At 70.0% G+C, this 16,888-nt stretch carries 17 protein-coding genes and 3 tRNA genes; 9 read left to right on the top strand and 11 right to left on the bottom strand.

Going from position 1 to position 16,888, the window contains the following annotated elements; all coding sequences use genetic code 11:
* Window positions 1-22: 22 nt before the first annotated feature.
* From ACFYW5_RS10060 to ACFYW5_RS10030, 7 genes are all read right to left on the bottom strand, one after another.
* Window positions 23-637: a response regulator gene (locus ACFYW5_RS10060; protein WP_389416475.1), complete on the bottom strand. Its 615-nt coding sequence runs from the start codon at window positions 635-637 to the stop codon at window positions 23-25.
* Window positions 634-1,881 carry a sensor histidine kinase gene (locus ACFYW5_RS10055; protein WP_389416993.1) on the bottom strand — a complete coding sequence of 416 codons (1,248 nt, stop codon included), beginning with the start codon at window positions 1,879-1,881 and terminating at the stop codon, window positions 634-636. Before ACFYW5_RS10055 ends, ACFYW5_RS10060 begins: the two co-directional genes overlap by 4 nt.
* Window positions 1,863-2,645, bottom strand: coding sequence for an ABC transporter permease (locus ACFYW5_RS10050; protein WP_389416474.1), 783 nt, complete (start codon window positions 2,643-2,645; stop codon window positions 1,863-1,865). The genes ACFYW5_RS10055 and ACFYW5_RS10050 overlap by 19 nt, the downstream gene beginning before the upstream one ends.
* Window positions 2,642-3,592: an ABC transporter ATP-binding protein gene (locus ACFYW5_RS10045; protein ID WP_389416473.1), complete on the bottom strand. Its 951-nt coding sequence runs from the start codon at window positions 3,590-3,592 to the stop codon at window positions 2,642-2,644. The genes ACFYW5_RS10050 and ACFYW5_RS10045 overlap by 4 nt, the downstream gene beginning before the upstream one ends.
* A 125-nt stretch (window positions 3,593-3,717) precedes the next feature.
* Window positions 3,718-3,790, bottom strand: a tRNA-Gly gene (locus ACFYW5_RS10040).
* A gap of 80 nt (window positions 3,791-3,870) precedes the next feature.
* Window positions 3,871-3,942: transfer RNA gene (locus ACFYW5_RS10035), tRNA-Gly, on the bottom strand.
* Window positions 3,943-4,075: 133 nt separating this feature from the next.
* Window positions 4,076-4,393 carry an Lsr2 family protein gene (locus ACFYW5_RS10030; protein WP_389416992.1) on the bottom strand — a complete coding sequence of 106 codons (318 nt, stop codon included), beginning with the start codon at window positions 4,391-4,393 and terminating at the stop codon, window positions 4,076-4,078.
* A gap of 278 nt (window positions 4,394-4,671) precedes the next feature.
* Here ACFYW5_RS10030 and purS point away from each other — a divergent pair, with 278 nt between their 5' ends.
* The 7 genes from purS (at window position 4,672) to purM (ending at window position 12,414) form a co-directional block, all read left to right on the top strand.
* A complete protein-coding gene (gene purS / locus ACFYW5_RS10025) occupies window positions 4,672-4,935 on the top strand; it encodes a phosphoribosylformylglycinamidine synthase subunit PurS (protein ID WP_015659417.1) in 264 nt (87 codons plus the stop codon).
* Entirely contained in the window at window positions 4,932-5,612 is a 681-nt protein-coding gene (gene purQ / locus ACFYW5_RS10020; RefSeq protein WP_389416472.1) for a phosphoribosylformylglycinamidine synthase subunit PurQ, read from the top strand. Before purS ends, purQ begins: the two co-directional genes overlap by 4 nt.
* The gene (gene purL, locus ACFYW5_RS10015) at window positions 5,609-7,867 is read left to right on the top strand and encodes a phosphoribosylformylglycinamidine synthase subunit PurL (RefSeq protein WP_389416471.1); all 2,259 of its coding nucleotides are present in this window, start codon (window positions 5,609-5,611) and stop codon (window positions 7,865-7,867) included. Before purQ ends, purL begins: the two co-directional genes overlap by 4 nt.
* Window positions 7,868-7,949: 82 nt before the next feature.
* Entirely contained in the window at window positions 7,950-8,747 is a 798-nt protein-coding gene (locus ACFYW5_RS10010) for a sterol carrier family protein (protein ID WP_389416470.1), read from the top strand.
* A 59-nt stretch (window positions 8,748-8,806) separates the two neighbouring features.
* Window positions 8,807-9,706 carry an META domain-containing protein gene (locus ACFYW5_RS10005; protein WP_389416469.1) on the top strand — a complete coding sequence of 300 codons (900 nt, stop codon included), beginning with the start codon at window positions 8,807-8,809 and terminating at the stop codon, window positions 9,704-9,706.
* Between the two features lie 57 nt (window positions 9,707-9,763).
* The gene (gene purF / locus ACFYW5_RS10000; protein ID WP_389416468.1) at window positions 9,764-11,290 is read left to right on the top strand and encodes an amidophosphoribosyltransferase; all 1,527 of its coding nucleotides are present in this window, start codon (window positions 9,764-9,766) and stop codon (window positions 11,288-11,290) included.
* A gap of 32 nt (window positions 11,291-11,322) precedes the next feature.
* Window positions 11,323-12,414, top strand: coding sequence for a phosphoribosylformylglycinamidine cyclo-ligase (gene purM, locus ACFYW5_RS09995; protein ID WP_389416467.1), 1,092 nt, complete (start codon window positions 11,323-11,325; stop codon window positions 12,412-12,414).
* A gap of 83 nt (window positions 12,415-12,497) precedes the next feature.
* On the opposite strand, the gene ACFYW5_RS09990 is transcribed toward purM, so the two are convergent.
* Window positions 12,498-12,752 carry a DUF3073 domain-containing protein gene (locus tag ACFYW5_RS09990; RefSeq protein ID WP_186286507.1) on the bottom strand — a complete coding sequence of 85 codons (255 nt, stop codon included), beginning with the start codon at window positions 12,750-12,752 and terminating at the stop codon, window positions 12,498-12,500.
* A gap of 298 nt (window positions 12,753-13,050) precedes the next feature.
* Complete coding sequence (locus ACFYW5_RS09985; protein WP_389416466.1) at window positions 13,051-14,154, bottom strand: Leu/Phe/Val dehydrogenase; 1,104 nt, start codon at window positions 14,152-14,154, stop codon at window positions 13,051-13,053.
* A 221-nt stretch (window positions 14,155-14,375) separates the two neighbouring features.
* Here ACFYW5_RS09985 and ACFYW5_RS09980 point away from each other — a divergent pair, with 221 nt between their 5' ends.
* Window positions 14,376-15,218: a hypothetical protein gene (locus ACFYW5_RS09980; RefSeq protein WP_389416465.1), complete on the top strand. Its 843-nt coding sequence runs from the start codon at window positions 14,376-14,378 to the stop codon at window positions 15,216-15,218.
* Window positions 15,219-15,749: 531 nt separating this feature from the next.
* Entirely contained in the window at window positions 15,750-15,956 is a 207-nt protein-coding gene (bldC, locus tag ACFYW5_RS09975; protein ID WP_003949541.1) for a developmental transcriptional regulator BldC, read from the top strand.
* A 451-nt stretch (window positions 15,957-16,407) separates the two neighbouring features.
* Here bldC and ACFYW5_RS09970 read toward each other — a convergent pair whose 3' ends face one another.
* Both ACFYW5_RS09970 and ACFYW5_RS09965 read right to left on the bottom strand, forming a co-directional pair.
* On the bottom strand, window positions 16,408-16,599 hold the full coding sequence (locus ACFYW5_RS09970; RefSeq protein WP_389416464.1) for a DUF6274 family protein: 192 nt from the start codon (window positions 16,597-16,599) through the stop codon (window positions 16,408-16,410).
* A gap of 164 nt (window positions 16,600-16,763) precedes the next feature.
* Window positions 16,764-16,838, bottom strand: a tRNA-Asp gene (locus ACFYW5_RS09965).
* Window positions 16,839-16,888 lie beyond the last annotated feature (50 nt).

The raw sequence follows: 16,888 nt of genomic DNA, 5'->3' as shown, positions 1-16,888 counted from the left end.
GTGCGCCGTGGCGCGAGAGCAACTATACCCAACCCCGCTCGCGGGCGAGACGCACCGCCGTATGACGGTTCTCCGCCCCGAGCTTGGAGACGGCCGAGGAGAGATAGTTCCGCACGGTCCCCTGGGACAGCGCGGCCCGCTCCGCGATCTCCGCCACGGGCGCGCCGTCGGCGGCCAGTTCCAGCACCTCGGCCTCCCGCGCGGTCAGCGGCGAGTCCCCGGCGGAGATCGCGTCGGCGGCCAACTCGGGGTCCACATAGCGGTTTCCGGCACGGACCGTGCGGATGATCTCGGCGAGCCGCTGGGCGCTGACGGTCTTGGGGACGAACCCGCGCACACCCGCCGCAAGTGCCCGCTTGAGGTGCCCGGGGCGGCCATGGCTGGTCACGATCATGACCTGGCAGGACGGCAGTTCCGTCCGCAGGGATGTGGCGACCTTCACACCGTCGGCGCCGGGCATCTGCAGGTCGAGTACGGCCACGTCGGGCGCGTGGGCGCGGGCCATCGCGAGCGCCTCGGGACCGGACGCCGCCTCGGCGACGACCACCAGGTCGTCCTCCAGCGAGAGCAGCGCGGCCAGCGCACCCCGGATCAGATGCTCGTCGTCGGCGAGCAGCACCCGCACCTTCTCGCTCACGCCGCCACCTCCTTCAACGGCACCTCGGCCACCACCCGGAACACGCCTCCCTCGGCCCCCGCCTCCAAGGTCCCCGCCACGGCGGCGAGCCGCTCGCGCAGCCCGGCCAGCCCCGAGCCGCCACCTTGCGAGACGGGACCGGCGACCCCGTCGTTCTCCACCGTCAGCACCACACACCCCTCGCGCACCCGCACGGACACCCCGCAGCGCTCCGCGTTCCCGTGCCGCAGCACATTCGTGGTGGCCTCCCGGACCACCCACCCGAGCGCCGACTGCACCTCGGCCGGCAGCCCCGCCACCGGCCCGCTCACCTCGCATGAGATCCCGGCCGCCGTCAACACCCCATGCGCACCGGCGAGTTCGGCCCCGAGGTCGGCCTCGCGATAGCCCCGTACGACATCGCGCACCTCGCGCTGCGACTCCCGCGCGATGCGCTGCACCTCGATCATCTGGTCCACGGCCTCCGGGCGTTCGCGCCGGGCGAGCTGGACGGCCAGCTCGCTCTTGAGGGCGATGACGGCCAGATTGCGGCCCATGACGTCGTGCAGGTCACGTCCGAACCGCAGCCGTTCCTCGGCGACGGCCAGCCGGGCGCGGGTCTCGCGGGCCTCGTCGAGTTCGTAGACGGCATCCAGCAGCCAGACGGAGAAGGCGGAGGTGAAGGCGATGAACCCGCCGCCGAGCAGCACCACCAGCGCGGTGACCAGGCCCTCCGCGGTGGGCAGTCCGAGCGGCCAGGTGACGGCCCAGGCGCCCGCGGCGAAGCCGCCGACGACGGCGAGCACCCGGCGGCGCTCCCGGACGCCGAGCGCCATGGTGCCCGCCCCGAAGGCGGTGACACCGGCGAAGACGGCACCCGCCGCGGTCTCGACGTCCTTGCCCTCGGGCCCGTGCTGGACGAGCGCGAGCGCGGCCACGGCGATCACCGCGGTGGCGGCGGCGAGCGTGCACATCAGCCGCACCGGCTGGTCCCGCCGCCCGCGCGTCCAGTCCAGGGCCCGGGATGCGGTCAGCATGGTGAGCGCCGCGTGTGAGCACACCACGAGCAGCAGCCAGCCGCCGACCGCGGTACCGGCCTGGCCGAAGGCGGCGAGACCGACGGAGAAGATCTCCGCCAGCCCGAAGAAGTGGAACGACCAGCGCGTGTACGTCTCGACCTTCGCGGGCGTGCTCTTGCCCCGCCACCATCCCCCCGCCACGCGCCACTCCCCGCTCTTCCCGTACGTCAGCGCCGCGGCTCCCAGCGGAACCACCGCCCTACAGCAAACACCGCGAGAGCGGTCCAGGCCAGCGCGGTGAGCAGGGCGCCCAGCGTCTCGTACGCCGACAGGGAGCCGGTCCAGCCGCCGCGCACCAGGGTGATCACGGGGCTGAGCGGCAGCAGGGCGCACACCGAGGCCATCGAGTCGGGCAGCAGCTCCAGCGGGACGGCGATCCCGGAGGCCACCATGGAGACCATCACCAGGGGCAGCGAGGTGACCTGCGCGCTCTCCACGGTCCGGGTGAAGGCGGCCGTCAGGGCAGCCAGCGCCGCACACATCACCAGGCCGAGCAGCAAGCCGGCGACAGCGAGGTGGAGCGCCTCGGGGGCGGCCACGTCCAGCAGGGCCGTGCAGCCGGCCACCAGGACCACGGCCTGCACCAGGCCGACGGCCAGCAGCGGCAGCGCGGCCCCGGTGAGGATCTCGTGGTCGCGCAGCTCGCCGGTGCGCAGCCGCTTCAGGACGAGTTCCTCGCGCCGGCCGACGAAGACGCCGATGAGCGCCGAGTACACCGCGAACAGCAGCGAGAAGCCGATCGCCCCCGGCAGCAGCACCTTCCCCACGTCGAGCCCGTGCTCGGCGAGATCCATGTCCTCCACCGCCGCCCGCACGGTGAACGGCAGCACCAGCGGCACGAACACGGCCGCCACGATCATGCCCTTGCTGCGCCCGAACAGGGTCAGCTCCGCCCGCGCCAGTGCCGCCACCCGCCGTGCCGGGGTCGACATCACCATCGGCTCGCTCATGCCGCGTACTCCTTCGACTCGGACGCCTCCCGGGCGATGCCCAGGAACGCCTCCTCCAGTGACGCCGACCGCACATCCAGCCGCCGCAGCTCCACCCCGGCCCGGTCGGCCCAGCCCAGCAGCCCGGTGGCGGCCCGCTGCAGCTGGTGGGTGCGCAGCCGTAGGACCCGGCCGTCCACCTCGTGCCCGGTCACGCCCAGCTCGTCCAGGGGCGGGAGGTCGCCCAGGAACCAGTTGTCCGGCAGCTCGAAGGAGATCCGGGCGGGCCGGCTCGCGGTCACCTCGGCCGGGGTGCCGGCCGCCGCGATGCGCCCCTCGTGCAGGATCGCCAGCCGGTCGGCGAGGCCTTCCGCCTCCTCCAGGTAGTGCGTGGTGAGCAGCACGGTCGTGCCCCGCTCGCGCAGGGTGCGCACCAGTTCCCAGGTGTCCCGGCGGCCCTCGGCGTCGAGTCCGGTGGTCGGCTCGTCGAGGAACAGCACCTCGGGGTCCCCGATCAGCGCGAGCGCCAGGTCCAGGCGCCGCCGCTCGCCCCCGGAGAGCTGCTTGACCCGCACCCCGGCCCGCCGACCGAGCCCGACCAGCGCCAGCACCTCGCCCTCCGGCCGCGCGCCGCTGACACACCCGGCCCACATCCGGGCGGTCTCGGCGACGGTCAGCTCGGACGGAAACCCGCCCTCCTGGAGCATGACCCCGGTGCGCGGCCGGACGACGGCCCGCTCGGCGTAGGGATCGTGCCCGAGCACCCGGACGCGCCCCTCGGCGGGCTTGGCGAGCCCTTCCAGCAGTTCGACGGTGGAGGTCTTGCCCGCGCCATTGGTGCCGAGCAGCGCGAAGATCTCGCCGCGGGCCACCGAGAAGGTGATGCCGCGCACCGCCTCGAACCCGCCCCCGTACACACGCCGCAGGTCGGTGACCTCAATCACGTGTTCGCGTTCGTTCCTGTCCATGACTTCAGCGTCCCGGCGCCCGCGGCGGCCCGGCAGTGCGGGCTGTCATCACCCGGCATGACAAATGTCAGAAGCGGGGGAAACACGAAAAGACCCCGGTCCGATGGACCGGGGTCTGATTCCTGAGCGGACGACGAGGCTCGAACTCGCGACCTCAACCTTGGCAAGGTTGCGCTCTACCAACTGAGCTACGTCCGCATTGCCTCCGACCGGCTCTCACCGATCGGCGCGGGCACCAGCCTACCTGATCCCGAAGGATGCCCGGTACGGCGATGCAGAGCGGGTGACAGGAATTGCACACTGCGCCTTCCCCCTGGAAGGGGGATGTTCTACTACTGAACTACACCCGCATGTACTCCGTGAGCTGGGCTTTTCGGCCCCGCCCGGCGGCGTGCTCCAGACTCTAGCTGATCGGGAGGGGTGTCGCGCAAGTCGGTTGTCCTCAGGGCCCGCTGACGCACCCTGAGGACGGTGCCCGGGAGGTCACTGCGCGGCGGCGAACGCCTCGTAGACCTTCTTGGGGATCCGGCCGCGCGCCGGTACGTCCATCTTGTTGGCCTGCGCCCAGGCCCGGACGGCCGCCGGGTCCGGGGCGACCTCGGTCTGCCGGTAGGCCTTGCCGGAGCGCGACCGCTTGCGGCCGGCCTCCACGTACGGCTCGAGCGCCTTACGCAGTTTCTCGGCATTCGCTTCGTTCAGGTCGATCTCGTACGACTTGCCGTCGAGTCCGAAGGCGATCGTTTCCGCCGCTTCCGAGCCGTCGATGTCGTCAAAGAGGGTGACCACGACCTTCTGCGCCACGAAATTGGTCCCTTCGTACGGCACGGCTGACAATTCATTTGTACAGTGCCCGACAATGCATTGGGAAGCCCGACTAAATCCTCCCGCGTGTCCGAGCGCAATAGGTATCGGGTGACGATCTCGGATCTTTCGCTGAACTTTTCCCGGTACCGCGCTCTTCCGCCTGTTCGTGATGGCCGTCACGTAGATTCCTACAAGTCGACGCGCGTAGAAATTTTGTGCGGGTAGTCTGAAACCACTGCAGGAACCTGCTCAGCACCACACCACCGGGAGTGCACGTGGCACGCGTCGTAGTCGACGTCATGCTCAAGCCGGAGATCCTCGACCCCCAGGGCCAGGCGGTGCAGCGCGCACTGCCGCGGCTGGGATTCGAAGGCATCTCGGACGTCCGTCAGGGAAAGCGATTCGAACTCGAAGTTGACGGGCCGGTCGACGAGGCCGCGCTCGCCCGCATCCACGACCTTGCGGAATCCTTCCTCGCCAACACGGTGATCGAGGACTTCACCGTCAAGGTGGAGGAAGTCGCGGAGGCGGCGAAGTGACCGCTCGTATTGGCGTCGTCACTTTCCCGGGAAGTCTCGACGACCGGGACACCCAGCGCGCGATCCGCCTCGCGGGTGCCGAACCGGTCGCCCTGTGGCACAAGGACAAGGACCTCAAGCAGGTCGACGCCGTGGTGCTGCCCGGCGGTTTCTCCTACGGCGACTATCTGCGGGCCGGCGCCATCTCCCGCTTCTCGCCCGTGATGGAGACGGTCATCGAGCAGGCGAAGGCCGGCCTTCCGGTCCTCGGCATATGCAACGGCTTCCAGATCCTCACCGAGGCCCACCTGCTCCCCGGCGGGATGCTCGGCAACGACCACCTGCACTTCATCTGCCGCGACCAGAAGCTGCGGGTGGAGAACGCGGACACCGCCTGGACCGCCGACTACACGGCCGGCCAGGAGATCCACATCCCGCTGAAGAACATGGACGGGCGCTACGTCGCCGACGAGTACACGCTCGACAAGCTGGAGGCCGAGGGCCGGGTCGTCTTCCGCTACCTGGACGTCAATCCCAACGGCTCGCTCCGTGACATCGCCGGCATCACCAACGAGGCCGGCAACATCGTCGGCCTGATGCCGCACCCGGAGCACGCCACGGAGCCGCTCATCGGCACCGGCCGCACCGACGGCCTCCCCTTCTTCACCTCGATCCTCAAGAAGCTGGTCAACGCATGAGCCGGACGCCTCTGGACACGGTCGAGCACGCGGCCGCGACCCCCGACGTCGAGCTGCCCTGGGCCGAACTGGGCCTGAAGAAGGACGAGTACGAGCGCGTGGTCGAGATCCTCGGCCGCCGGCCCACCGGTGCCGAACTCGCCATGTACTCGGTCATGTGGTCCGAGCACTGCTCGTACAAGTCCTCCAAGGTCCATCTCCGCCAGTTCGGCGAGAAGGCCCCCGAGTCCGACGCGATGCTCGTCGGCATCGGCGAGAACGCCGGTGTCGTCGACGTCGGCCAGGGCTACGCGGTCACCTTCAAGGTCGAGTCGCACAACCACCCCTCCTACGTGGAGCCCTACCAGGGCGCGGCCACCGGCGTCGGCGGCATCGTGCGCGACATCATCGCGATGGGCGCGCGGCCGGTGGCGGTCGTGGACCCGCTGCGCTTCGGCGCGGCCGACCACCCCGACACCAAGCGCGTCCTGCCGGGCGTCGTCGCCGGCATCGGCGGCTACGGCAACTGCCTGGGCCTGCCCAACATCGGCGGCGAGGTCGTCTTCGACTCCTGCTACCAGGGCAACCCGCTGGTCAACGCCGGTGCCATCGGTGTGATGCGGCACGAGGACATCCACCTCGCGAAGGCGTCCGGCGCGGGCAACAAGGTCATCCTGTACGGCGCCCGCACCGGCGGCGACGGCATCGGCGGCGCGTCGATCCTGGCGAGCGAGACCTTCGACGACGCCAAGCCGAGCAAGCGCCCCGCGGTCCAGGTCGGCGACCCCTTCCAGGAGAAGCTCCTCATCGAGTGCACCCTGGAGGCGTTCCAGGAGAAGCTGGTCGTCGGCATCCAGGACCTCGGCGCCGCGGGCCTGTCCTGCGCCACGTCGGAGCTGGCGTCGAACGGCTCCGGCGGCATGCGCGTGACCCTGGACGACGTACCGCTGCGCGACTCCACGCTCTCGCCCGAGGAGATCCTCATGAGCGAGTCGCAGGAGCGCATGTGCGCGGTCGTGGAGCCGGAGAAGGTCGACCGGTTCCTGGAGATCTGCGACAAGTGGGACGTCATCGCCACGGTGATAGGTGAGGTCACCGACGGCGACCGGCTGGAGATCTTCTGGCACGGCGGCAAGATCGTCGACGTCGACCCGCGCACGGTCGCGCACGACGGGCCGGTCTACGAGCGTCCCTACGCCCGCCCGTCCTGGCAGGACGCGCTCCAGGCCGACGACGCCAACAAGCTGCCGCGGCCCGGGACTTCGGATGAGCTGCGGGCGCAGGTCCTGCAGCTGGTCGGCTCCCCGAACCAGGCGTCGAAGAAGTGGATCACCTCGCAGTACGACCACTTCGTGCAGGGCAACACCGTCCTCGCCCAGCCCGAGGACTCCGGCATGATCCGCATCGACGAGGAGACCGGCCTCGGCGTCGCCATCGCCACCGACGGCAACGGCCGCTACGCCAAGCTGGACCCGTACGCGGGCGCCCAGCTGGCGCTGTCGGAGGCCTACCGCAACGTGGCGACCACGGGCGCCAAGCCGCTCGCGGTGTCGGACTGCCTGAACTTCGGCTCGCCCGAGGACCCGGCGGTGATGTGGCAGTTCGCGGAGGCCATCCGAGGTCTGGCGGACGCCTGCCAGCAGCTCGGCACCCCGGTCACCGGCGGCAACGTCTCCCTCTACAACCAGACCGGCGAGGTGGCCATCCACCCCACCCCGGTCGTGGCGGTGCTCGGCGTCATCGACGACGTGGCCCGCCGTACGCCGGTCGCCTTCCAGGAGGAGGGGCAGCTGCTCTACCTCCTCGGCGACACGCGGGAGGAGTTCGGCGGCTCGGCCTGGTCCCAGGTGATCCACGACCACCTCGGCGGCCTGCCCCCGAAGGTCGACCTGGAGCGCGAGCGGCTGCTCGCCGACATCCTCATCTCCGCCTCCCGCGACGGCATGATCGACTCCGCGCACGACCTGTCCGACGGCGGTCTGATCCAGGCGGTCGTCGAGTCGGCGCTGCTCGGCGGCAAGGGCGCCCGGCTGATCGTCCCGGACGGTCTGGACGCCTTCACCTTCCTCTTCTCGGAGTCGGCGGGCCGCGCGGTCGTCGCCGTGCCCCGCTCGGAGGAGCTCCGCTTCACCGACATGTGCGGCGCCCGGGGCCTGCCGGCCACCCGGATCGGTGTCGTCGACGGCGACGCGGTCGACGTCCAGGGCGAGTTCACCCTCCCCCTGACGGAACTCCGCGAGATCCACGAGGCGACGATCCCGGCCCTGCTGGCGTAGTCGGCCGTACCACCCGAAGGTCCCGTCCGCTCGCCGGACGGGACCTTCACGGCTCACCGCGGCCCTGCCTACGCTTGATCGCATGCCCCCGGCCAAGAAGCGCGCCCGCAGTTACGACCCCGCCAAGATCCGCACCGCGGTCTTCGCCCAGCTCGCCCACGTCCAGGACGCCGTGCGCGACCTCACGCCCGAACAGCTCGCGCTGCCGACCCGGCTCGGCGCGTGGACCGTCCGGGAACTCATCGCGCACATCGGGATGGCGCTCACCGGCATCGGGCGCGCCCTCGCGCTGCCGGAGCCGCCGAAACAGGACGCCGTACTGCTGGACTGGGTGTTCGCGACCTCCGCCGGCTCCTCGGACATCGACGCCTTCACGCGGCGGCTGGTCCAGGAGCACCCGGACCTCGGCGCCTACCTCGCCGACAGCGCGCGCGCCCTCCACGAGCAGCTCGACACCCACCCCGGCACCCGGCTGCTCGACACCAACGCCGGTGCCCTCCCGCTCGCCGACTACCTCGTCACCCGCGCCGTCGAACTCGTCGTCCACACCGACGACCTGAACGCCGCGGTGCCCGGACTCGACGTGCCGTACGACCGCCAGGCGCTCGCCGCCTGCACCCGGCTGCTGGCCGACGCGCTCGCCGCCAAGGCGCCCGGCGGCTCCACGGAGGTGCGGATCCCGCCGTACGCCGTCGTGCAGTGCGTCGAGGGCCTCCGGCACACCCGGGGCACCCCGCCGAACGTCGTGGAGACCGACCCGCTGACCTGGATCCGGCTCGCGACCGGGCGGCTGCGGTGGCCGGACGCCCTGCGCGAGGCGAAGGTCAGCGCCAGTGGTGAGCGCGCCGATCTCGCCGCTCTGCTGCCCCTGATGAGCTGACGACACAACGGACCGGTAACGACAGCGAACCCAACAGGCGCCTCGTACGTCGAAGAGACATGAAGCGGACGACACGTATGAAGTACGCCGCCGCAGGCCTCGCCGGCACCGCCGTGCTGGCCGCCTGCGGCACGGAGTCCGGCTCCGGCAGCGGCGCGGTCGGAGACGGCGAGAAGACCACCACGACCGCCGACGTCCTCGCGGGCACCCGCTGGGTCCCGCGGACGGCGACCGTCGACGGCAAGGAGTACAAGCTGCCGACGGGGGAGAAGGACTTCCGGGTCGACGAGGCGCACATCCTGTTCCGGCCCGGCGCCGCCGAGCCCGACGCGGGCGGCGGAGAGTCGGGCGGCACGGTGGGCTGCAACGACTTCGGTGCCGATGTCACGGTCGACGGCGACAGCGTGCGGATCACCGACCTCGTCTCGACCGATATGGGCTGCCCCGGTCCTGTGCAGGAGTTCGAGGAGAAGTTCCAGAGCGTCTTCACCGGCACCCTGAAGGCGAAGATCGAGGATCGGGACGGGGCCAAGGTCCTCACCCTGACCCGCGCCGACGGCGACAGCCTCACCCTGCGCGAGGGAGCCGCGAAGGAGACGCCGGCGCCGCCCCTGAAGGGCACGAAGTGGACCGTCGACACCCTGGTCTCCGGCACGGGCGACGACGCCACGGCCCAGTCCCTGCCCAAGGGCACCAAGGCCCACCTCACCCTGGGCAAGGACGGCAGCGCCAGCGGCAGCCTCGGCTGCAACACCTTCCGCGGCAAGGCGACCGTCAAGGACGGCACCATCGCCTTCGGACCGCTGTCGACCACGCGCAAACTGTGTGAGGGCCCCGTGATGAAGGCGGAGCGGGAGCTGATCGACATCCTCGCCGGCAAGGTGTCCTACCAGCAGAAAGACGGAGAACTGACCCTGACGGCGAGCTCCGGGGACGGACTCGTCGCCCGTGCGAAGTAAGAAAGCCCACTCCCAGCGAATTCGGACCAGTGGTCGATCTCGCCTACACTCGGAGACGTGCCACGTGGTGACGGTCGACTCAGTCATGATCTGCTCCCCGGTGAGAAAGGCCCCCAGGACGCTTGCGGCGTCTTCGGCGTCTGGGCTCCGGGCGAAGAGGTCGCCAAGCTCACTTACTTCGGGCTCTACGCCCTCCAGCATCGAGGCCAGGAATCCGCGGGGATCGCGGTCAGCAACGGCTCGCAGATCCTCGTCTTCAAGGACATGGGCCTGGTCTCCCAGGTCTTCGACGAGACCTCCCTCGGATCGCTCCAGGGTCATATCGCGGTCGGTCACGCCCGCTACTCGACCACCGGCGCCTCCGTGTGGGAGAACGCCCAGCCGACGTTCCGCGCCACCGCGCACGGCTCCATCGCGCTCGGCCACAACGGCAACCTGGTCAACACGGCGCAGCTCGCCGAGATGGTCGCCGACCTGCCCAAGCAGGAGGGCCGCACCCCGCGGGTGGCGGCGACCAACGACACCGACCTGCTGACCGCGCTGCTCGCGGCCCAGGTGGACGAGGACGGCAAGCCGCTCACCATCGAGGCGGCCGCCCACCAGATCCTCCCGCAGGTCCAGGGCGCCTTCTCGCTGGTCTTCATGGACGAGCACACCCTCTACGCCGCCCGGGACCCGCAGGGCATCCGCCCGCTGGTCCTCGGCCGGCTGGAGCGCGGCTGGGTCGTCGCCTCCGAGTCCGCCGCCCTCGACATCTGCGGCGCCGCCTACGTCCGCGAGATCGAGCCCGGCGAGTTCGTCGCCATCGACGAGAACGGCCTGCGCACCTCGCGATTCGCGGAAGCGAAGCCCAAGGGCTGTGTCTTCGAGTACGTGTACCTGGCCCGCCCGGACACCGACATCGCCGGCCGGAACGTCTACCTCTCCCGCGTGGAGATGGGCCGCAAGCTGGCGAAGGAAGCCCCGGTCGACGCCGACCTGGTCATAGCGACGCCGGAATCCGGCACCCCGGCCGCCATCGGCTACGCGGAGGCCTCCGGCATCCCCTTCGGCGCGGGCCTGGTCAAGAACGCCTACGTCGGCCGGACCTTCATCCAGCCCTCGCAGACCATCCGCCAGCTCGGCATCCGCCTGAAGCTGAACCCGCTGAAGGAAGTCATCAAGGGCAAGCGGCTGGTCGTCGTCGACGACTCCATCGTGCGCGGCAACACCCAGCGCGCCCTGGTCCGCATGCTCCGCGAGGCCGGCGCCGCCGAGGTCCACATCCGGATCTCCTCGCCGCCCGTGAAGTGGCCCTGCTTCTTCGGCATCGACTTCGCCACCCGCGCCGAGCTCATCGCCAACGGCATGACCATCGACGAGATCGGCACCTCCCTCGGCGCCGACTCCCTGGCGTACATCTCCCTCGACGGCATGATCGAGGCGACCACCATCGCCAAGCCGAACCTGTGCCGCGCCTGCTTCGACGGCGAGTACCCGATGGATCTCCCGGACCCCGAGCTGCTCGGCAAGCAGCTGCTGGAGACCGAGCTGGCCGCAGGGCCCGCCGCCACGGCCGCCGCGGACGCGATCCGCCGCCCCTAAGTTCTGCCGTACGACACGAAAGTTCTCACCACATGTCTGCTGTGTCTCATTTGGGAACTCCGTCCCCCGGCACGGGTGCCAGTTACGCGGCCGCGGGCGTCGACATCGAAGCGGGCGACCGCGCCGTCGAGCTCATGAAGGAGTGGGTGAAGAAGACGCAGCGCCCCGAGGTCCTCGGCGGCCTCGGCGGTTTCGCCGGCCTCTTCGACGCCTCCGCCCTCAAGCGCTACGAGCGTCCCCTCCTCGCCTCCGCCACGGACGGCGTCGGCACCAAGGTCGACATCGCACGGCAGATGGGCGTCTACGACACCATCGGCCACGACCTGGTCGCCATGGTCATGGACGACATCGTGGTGTGCGGCGCCGAGCCGCTGTTCATGACCGACTACATCTGCGTCGGCAAGGTCCACCCCGAGCGGGTCGCCGCCATCGTGAAGGGCATCGCCGAGGGCTGTGTCCTCGCCGGCTGCGCCCTGGTCGGCGGCGAGACCGCCGAGCACCCCGGTCTGCTCGGCCCGGACGACTTCGACGTTGCCGGCGCCGGTACGGGCGTCGTGGAGGCCGACCGGCTGCTCGGCCCCGATCGCATCCGTAAGGGTGACGCCGTGATCGCCATGGCGGCCTCCGGTCTTCACTCCAACGGGTACTCGCTGGTCCGGCACGTCCTGCTGAACCAGGCCGGGCTCGCCCTGGACGCGCGGATCGAGGAGTTCGGCCGCACCCTCGGCGAGGAACTGCTGGAGCCCACCAAGATCTACTCGCTGGACTGTCTGGCGCTGACCCGGACCACCGATGTGCACGCCTTCTCGCACATCACCGGCGGCGGCCTCGCCGCCAACCTGGCCCGGGTGATCCCGGACGGGCTGCACGCGATCGTGGACCGCGCCACCTGGACCCCCGCCCCGGTGTTCGACCTGGTCGGCAGGACCGGCGAGGTGGAGCGTCTGGAGCTGGAGAAGACCCTGAACATGGGCGTCGGCATGATCGCGATCGTGCCGGAGGAGTCGACGGACGCCGCTCTGACGACGCTCGCCGACCGTGGGGTCGAGGCCTGGGTCGCGGGTGAGATCACCGACCGCGGCGAGCACACCACCGGCGCCGAGCTGGTGGGGGACTACGCCTGATCGGCAGCACGAAACCCGGTCCGGCGCCAAGGCCCCGGACCGGGTGAAGTGCAGCTGTGACTAAGACTGCGAAGCGTGCTGCGTCAAGCGCCGCGACGCTGGGACGTGGGACCGGACTCGCCGTCCTCGTCCTCGTCGTCGTCGTTGTAGAGATCCGCGTACTGGGCGTACGGGTCGTCTTCGTCCTCGTCGTCCTCGAACGGCTCGCCGTTCGGCGGCTGGCTCGAAGTCGAAGCGCCCAGCTCGCTGGCCAGACGCGACAGGTCAGTCCCGCCGCTGTTGTACTTCAGCTGGCGGGCGACCTTCGTCTGCTTGGCCTTGGCCCGGCCGCGCCCCATGGCTCGACCCCCTCGGTGACGGGGCTCGACGGCCCCAGAGTCTCGACACGCGTTCATGATCTGGAACGGCCTCTCCGCAGAGAGACCGGTCCGTAGGGCTTCCACGGTACCTGAGCCCGCGCCCATACGGTACGTCGCCCACAGGACGCGCGTGTGCGCAGGACCTTCGAGGAGCCCCATCCTCGCTGGTCAACCGCGATTTTAACCACTTATCGCCGGTCGACCCGCCGGTAGAAGTGAGAGTTCTCTCTAAGTGCCCACCGGCGGGTACCGGTCGAACGGGTGCGTCTCCGGCGGATCAGCGCGCCCAGCGCGCCGCGGCGGCCTCGTGCATCCGCTGCTCGGCGATCCGGTCGGCCGCCGCGGCCGGCGGGATCCCGTCCGCCTTCGCACGTGCGAATATGGCCAGCGTGGTGTCGTAGATCCCGGCCGCCTTGGCCTTGCACCGCTCGAAGTCGAAGCCGTGCAGCTCGTCGGCGACCTGGATGACGCCGCCCGCGTTCACCACGTAGTCCGGCGCGTAGAGGATCCCGCGGTCGGCGAGGTCCTTCTCCACCCCCGGGTGGGCGAGCTGGTTGTTGGCGGCACCGCAGACGACCTTGGCGGTGAGCACCGGCACGGAGTCGTCGTCGAGCGCCCCGCCGAGCGCGCAGGGCGCGTACACGTCGAGGCCCTCGACGCGGATCAGCGCCTCGGTGTCGGCCACGGCCGTCACGGTCGCGTGCCGCTCGGTGATCCGGCGCACCGCGTCCGCGCGGACGTCGGTCACGAAGATCTCGGCGCCCTCCGCGACCAGGTGCTCCACCAGGTGGTGGCCGACCTTCCCGACGCCCGCGATGCCGATCCGCCGGCCGCGCAGCGAGGGGTCGCCCCACAGATGCTGGGCCGAGGCCCGCATGCCCTGGTAGACGCCGAACGCGGTGAGCACGGAGGAGTCGCCGGCGCCGCCGTTCTCGGGTGAGCGGCCGGTGGTCCACCGGCACTCGCGGGCGACGACGTCCATGTCGGCGACGTAGGTGCCGACGTCGCAGGCGGTGACGTAACGCCCGCCGAGGGAGGCCACGAACCGGCCGTAGGCCAGCAGCAGCTCCTCGGTCTTGTCCCGGTCGGGGTCCCCGATGATCACGGCCTTGCCGCCGCCGTGGTCCAGACCGGCCATGGCGTTCTTGTACGACATCCCGCGCGCGAGGTTCAGGGCGTCGGCGACGGCCTCCGCCTCGGTCGCGTACGGGTAGAAGCGGGTACCGCCGAGGGCGGGGCCCAGCGCGGTGTTGTGGAGGGCGATCACGGCCTTCAGACCGCTGGCACGGTCCTGGCAGAGCACGACTTGCTCATGACCCCCCTGCTCCGAGTGGAACAGGGTGTGCAGTACATCAGCAGGTGCGCCGGTTACGTCGGTCACTGTGGTGACTCCTGGGTAAGTAGCGGCGGTTCGGAGCAGCTCCCGTGCGGGTGGCGGGAGCTGTGAGCACGAGATTAGAGCCTGGGGAGCCCCGCCACCTCGACGTGCTCAGGATCACCTACTCCCGGAGTACCCCCGTGCGACGATTTGCATAGTTTTCTCGCCACTTTGTGAGCGGGTTTCGCAGGTTTTCCTGGCAGACGGAAGGGGAGGGAGCAGGCGTGCCCAAGGTGTCCTCGGTGACCGTCCCGTACGCGACCTATCTGCGCGTGTACGAGCCGCTGGCCGCCTTCCCCGAACCCGAGCGCGAGCACTGGGCGCACTACGCCCGCCGCGCCGACCGTCCGTCGTACCAGGACGAACTGCGCCGCGCCCTGGCGGACTTGTTGCCTACCCCGCCGGTACCGGTGCCGGTGCACGAGAGCACGGACGCCTTCGTCCTGGAGGTGGACGGGGTGGTGTGCGTGTGTCCCTGGCGGACCCGGCTGCGCGGCTGGCAGACGCTCGGCGAGCTGGGCGAGGAACTGCCCGAGCCGGTGCTCGAGGCGGTGCTCCCGGAGGTCGTACGGCGCCAGGCGGCCCAGGACTACGAGCGCTGGCTGGCCCGCAACCCCGATGCCCGGCCGTGGATCCGCACCTCGACCTGGCAGGTGCCGTTGCACTGGTTCGTGCTGGTCTCGGACGAGGAGCGGCGCTACGACAAGGGCACCGGTGAGATCCCGCCGATGCTGCGCTACCGCACCCCGATGGTGCAGGCGCGGCGCCGGGTGGCGCGGGCCCTGCGGACGCTGAAGGACACCATCGACGAAGGGCCGCTCATGGAGGGCCTGGTGGACGTGGGGCGCTGGCTGGAGGAGTTCCATCCGCGGTCCCTGGTCGAACTCGACTACGGCGGCCTGGTGCATGTGCTGCCGGCCGGTGAGCTGGAGGACGACCACTCCGCCGCGGACGTGGCCGAGGGCATCGCGGCGCTCCGGGAGGGCGACGGGGCGGCGGCGGGGGTGGCCTACGGGCGGCTGGTGGAGCGGTGGCGGTCGGTACGGGACCGGCGGTCCGCCAACTGACGTGTGGGCCAGGTCACGAACTGGCGTTTGACCTGACGCCCGTTTTGGGGTTTCCTCCTGCCTCTGATGCGCCTGGCACTCCTGAAGTTTCGTCAACATCGGACGTAGGTCCCGATCCGGGCGTTCCCCTCAAGATGTGTCAAGCGTGATGGACCGCACTTACGCGGCCCTTGCGTCTCTTGCCCTCCCTCATGCCAAAATAGGACAAGGAGTCCGGGGAGGACTCCGCTCGCATTGCATGCTTTATGGGGGGTCTGATGACTCCTGATCGCCCTGTGACTGATCGTCACAGTGGCGTGACTGTCCGCTATGGCATGGTCCATCGGCTTCCGTCGCTGATGAACACCTGGAGGGGCAATTCCATCGGTTTGGCCGACGCGGCTGGACAGATGGTGTAGTTGTAGTGCCGAGGACAAGCCGTTCGTCCTATAACCGACTCGACTCGCGTCCGCCATTTCGGGCAACGCGGGTCAAGGTGCAGAATTTAGAGGAAAGAACCGAGAAGGTTCGGTTCTCCCGAGGAGGCCGCTCATGACCGCTCGCACCCCTGATGCCGAGCCGCTGCTGACCCCGGCTGAGGTCGCCACGATGTTCCGCGTCGACCCCAAGACGGTCACGCGGTGGGCGAAGGCCGGCAAGCTCACGTCGATCCGTACGCTCGGCGGGCACCGCCGTTACCGCGAGGCTGAGGTCCGCGCTCTGCTCGCGGGCATCCCGCAGCAGCGCAGCGAGGCCTGAACAACTTCATAACCGGACAAATCGGCAAGTCCCCCAACATGCCGAGGCGTCCGGAACCCACAGCTCCAAGCGACGCGGGTACTGCCCCAACAGCGCCCACGCCCAAGGCTTCAGGCAACTGACAGGGTGCGTCGTAGATCGCGCTGGACTCCGCCGGGTCCAGCGCGATCTTTTTTGTGCGCCGAACCGGGGGGTGCGGGTGCCCCTGTGTGTGGCCTTGTCGGAGCCTGGGGAGGGGTGTCGGATCTCCTGTGGACACACCCTCCCGGGGAGTGCAATTGCACATATTAAATTGACCAGTTGTAGGTGGGGGGTAAGTACCGCGGTTTCGGAAACCCATGCGGTGACACCCGTCACATGCCAGGGACCTTGTTGCCCCTGGCGTATGTGCGCTAGAGGAGTCAGACGCTCCAGCGCCCCACGAACGCAGGGGTGTTGAGGCCGGCGAGGGTCACTCGACGGGCTCGGGCTCGGACGCGGACTCATCGGGCGTCCGGTCGGACTCCGTCGGCGGGGAGGCCATCGCCAGCCGCAGCAGCTGATGGCAGATCGGACAGTGCCGGGTCAGATGCCGGTAGGAGGAAGCGGCCGCCAGATGCGCACGGAGCAACGCCCGCGTCTCATGCCTCGCCGAAGCCGCCATACGCCACCTCCAGGGCCGTACGGGAAGGAGCCCTGGTTTCCTGGGTACCGAGCGAATGTGACGCCGTCAAGGAGGCGTGGAGCGTCCCAGGGCCGGATGGGGCCGGATGGGTCGGCACATACAGAAGAGCCCGGGTCGTGGCGACCCGGGCTCTTCATTCAATGCGGTCCTGACGGGATTTGAACCCGCGGCCTCCACCTTGACAGGGTGGCGAGCACTCCAAACTGCTCCACAGGACCAGGTTTCGCGGCGCTTTTTCCTGCGTTGCGCTGCGAGAAGAGACTGTACA

Source organism: Streptomyces sp. NPDC002779, from assembly GCF_042888685.1.
Classification (GTDB): domain Bacteria; phylum Actinomycetota; class Actinomycetes; order Streptomycetales; family Streptomycetaceae; genus Streptomyces.
The sequence above is the reverse complement of the archived record's forward strand: the minus strand, read 5'-3'. Positions and strand labels throughout refer to the sequence as shown.

Bases quoted from the DNA above. Each gene is read 5' to 3' on its own strand.
- ACFYW5_RS10050 (WP_389416474.1), bottom strand. From the start codon at position 2,645: ATGAGCGAGCCGATGGTGATGTCGACCCCGGCACGGCGGGTGGCGGCA.
- ACFYW5_RS10045 (WP_389416473.1), bottom strand. From the start codon at position 3,592: ATGGACAGGAACGAACGCGAACACGTGATTGAGGTCACCGACCTGCGG.
- ACFYW5_RS10010 (WP_389416470.1), top strand. From the start codon at position 7,950: ATGCCCCCGGCCAAGAAGCGCGCCCGCAGTTACGACCCCGCCAAGATC.
- purM (WP_389416467.1), top strand. From the start codon at position 11,323: ATGTCTGCTGTGTCTCATTTGGGAACTCCGTCCCCCGGCACGGGTGCC.
- ACFYW5_RS10005 (WP_389416469.1), top strand. From the start codon at position 8,807: ATGAAGCGGACGACACGTATGAAGTACGCCGCCGCAGGCCTCGCCGGC.
- bldC (WP_003949541.1), top strand. From the start codon at position 15,750: ATGACCGCTCGCACCCCTGATGCCGAGCCGCTGCTGACCCCGGCTGAG.
- ACFYW5_RS09990 (WP_186286507.1), bottom strand. From the start codon at position 12,752: ATGGGGCGCGGCCGGGCCAAGGCCAAGCAGACGAAGGTCGCCCGCCAG.
- ACFYW5_RS09970 (WP_389416464.1), bottom strand. From the start codon at position 16,599: ATGGCGGCTTCGGCGAGGCATGAGACGCGGGCGTTGCTCCGTGCGCAT.
- purL (WP_389416471.1), top strand. From the start codon at position 5,609: ATGAGCCGGACGCCTCTGGACACGGTCGAGCACGCGGCCGCGACCCCC.